This is a genomic window from Oceanobacillus halophilus (assembly GCF_003628505.1).
In the GTDB taxonomy this organism is placed as follows: Bacteria; Bacillota; Bacilli; order Bacillales; family Amphibacillaceae; genus Oceanobacillus; species Oceanobacillus halophilus.
In genome coordinates this window covers 1-2,948 of sequence record NZ_RBZP01000043.1, presented here as the reverse complement: position 1 = coordinate 2,948, position 2,948 = coordinate 1, and the positions used below count along the sequence as shown (strand labels likewise).

The 2,948-nt window shown below is 52.4% G+C and carries 1 rRNA gene; it reads left to right on the top strand.

What is annotated here, in order from left to right:
- The first annotated feature begins 27 nt into the window (after positions 1-27).
- Positions 28-2,948: ribosomal RNA gene (locus D8M06_RS19565) — 23S ribosomal RNA — on the top strand.

Genomic DNA, 2,948 nt, shown 5'->3' with positions numbered 1-2,948 from the left:
ATTAGTACGCTTATTCATTGTTAACTTAGTTAAGTGAATAAGGGCGCACGGTGGATGCCTTGGCACTAGGAGCCGATGAAGGACGGGACTAACACCGATATGCTTCGGGGAGCTGTAAGTAAGCTTCGATCCGGAGATTTCCGAATGGGGAAACCCACTGTTCGTAATGGAACAGGACTTATGTCTGAATACATAGGGCATAAGAGGCAGACCCGGGGAACTGAAACATCTCAGTACCCGGAGGAAGAGAAAGCAAATGCGATTTCCCAAGTAGCGGCGAGCGAAACGGAATTAGCCCAAACCAGAGAGCTTGCTCTCTGGGGTTGTAGGACACTCCTTTGGAGTTACAAAGAAATTCTTTAGACGAATCCATCTGGAAAGATGAGCCAAAGAGGGTAATAGCCCTGTAGTCAAAAGAGAATTTCCTCCGGAGTGGATCCTGAGTACGGCGGAACACGTGGAATTCCGTCGGAATCCGGGAGGACCATCTCCCAAGGCTAAATACTCCCTAGTGACCGATAGTGAACCAGTACCGTGAGGGAAAGGTGAAAAGCACCCCGGGAGGGGAGTGAAAGAGTACCTGAAACCGTGTGCCTACAAGTAGTCGAAGCGCGTTTATGCGTGACGGCGTACCTTTTGTAGAATGGACCGGCGAGTTACGATTACATGCAAGGTTAAGTGGAAGACACGGAGCCGCAGCGAAAGCGAGTCTGAACAGGGCGAATTTAGTATGTGGTCGTAGACCCGAAACCGTGTGATCTACCCATGTCCAGGGTGAAGGTCAGGTAACACTGACTGGAGGCCCGAACCCACGTATGTTGAAAAATGCGGGGATGAGGTGTGGGTAGGGGTGAAATGCCAATCGAACACGGAGATAGCTGGTTCTCTCCGAAATAGCTTTAGGGCTAGCCTCAAGAAAAAGAGTACTGGAGGTAGAGCACTGATTGGACTAGGGGCCCTCATCGGGTTACCGAATTCAGTCAAACTCCGAATGCCAGCTACTTAGACTTGGGAGTCAGACTATGGGTGATAAGGTTCATAGTCGAAAGGGAAACAGCCCAGACCACCAGCTAAGGTCCCAAAGTATACGTTAAGTGGAAAAGGATGTGGAGTTGCTTAGACAACCAGGATGTTGGCTTAGAAGCAGCCACCATTTAAAGAGTGCGTAATAGCTCACTGGTCGAGTGACTCTGCGCCGAAAATGTACCGGGGCTAAACGTATCACCGAAGCTGTGGATTGTTCTTCGAACAATGGTAGGAGAGCGTTCTAAGTGCTGTGAAGTCAGACCGTGAGGACTGGTGGAGCGCTTAGAAGTGAGAATGCCGGTATGAGTAGCGAAAAAAGAGTGAGAATCTCTTTCACCGAATGCCTAAGGTTTCCTGAGGAAGGCTCGTCCTCTCAGGGTTAGTCGGGACCTAAGCCGAGGCCGAAAGGCGTAGGCGATGGACAACAGGCAGATATTCCTGTACCACCTCGTGACCGTTTTGAGTGATGGGGGGACGCAGTAGGATAAGGAAAGCGCACCGATGGACGTGTGCGCCCAAGCAGTGAGAAAGTCAGGTAGGCAAATCCGCCTGGCCATTTCAAGCTGTGATGGGGAGGTCACCTAAGACCGAAGTTCCGGATTTCACACTGCCAAGAAAAGCCTCTAGCAAGGTCACAGGTGCCCGTACCGCAAACCGACACAGGTAGGCGAGGAGAGAATCCTAAGGTGAGCGGGAGAACTCTCGTTAAGGAACTCGGCAAAATGACCCCGTAACTTCGGGAGAAGGGGTGCTTCATATACATGGAGCCGCAGTGAATAGGCCCAAGCGACTGTTTAGCAAAAACACAGGTCTCTGCGAAGCCGAAAGGCGAAGTATAGGGGCTGACACCTGCCCGGTGCTGGAAGGTTAAGGGGAAGAGTTAGGACCTTTGGTCCGAAGCTTAGAACCGAAGCCCCAGTAAACGGCGGCCGTAACTATAACGGTCCTAAGGTAGCGAAATTCCTTGTCGGGTAAGTTCCGACCCGCACGAAAGGTGCAACGACTTGGGCACTGTCTCAACGAGAGACCCGGTGAAATTATACTATGCGTGAAGATGCGCATTACCCGCGACAGGACGGAAAGACCCCGTGGAGCTTTACTGTAGCCTGATATTGAATGTCTGTGCAGCTTGTACAGGATAGGTGGGAGCCTCAGAAGCGTGAGCGCTAGCTTACGTGGAGGCAGCCGTGGGATACCACCCTGGCTGTATGGACATTCTAACCCAGGACCGTGATCCGGTTCGGAGACAGTGTCAGGCGGGCAGTTTGACTGGGGCGGTCGCCTCCCAAAAGGTAACGGAGGCGCCCAAAGGTTCCCTCAGAATGGTTGGAAATCATTCGCAGAGTGTAAAGGCAGAAGGGAGCTTGACTGCGAGACCTACAAGTCGAGCAGGGACGAAAGTCGGGCTTAGTGATCCGGTGGTTCCGCATGGAAGGGCCATCGCTCAACGGATAAAAGCTACCCCGGGGATAACAGGCTTATCTCCCCCAAGAGTTCACATCGACGGGGAGGTTTGGCACCTCGATGTCGGCTCATCGCATCCTGGGGCTGTAGTCGGTCCCAAGGGTTGGGCTGTTCGCCCATTAAAGCGGTACGCGAGCTGGGTTCAGAACGTCGTGAGACAGTTCGGTCCCTATCCGTCGTGGGCGCAGGAAGTTTGAGAGGAGCTGTCCTTAGTACGAGAGGACCGGGATGGACATACCGCTGGTGTACCAGTTGTTCCGCCAGGAGCATAGCTGGGTAGCTACGTATGGAAAGGATAAGTGCTGAAAGCATCTAAGCATGAAGCCCCCCTCAAGATGAGACTTCCCATCACTTTAAGTGAGTAAGATCCCTCAGAGACGATGAGGTTGATAGGTTCGAGGTGGAAGCGTGGTGACACGTGGAGCTGACGAATACTAATCGATCGAGGACTTAACTAA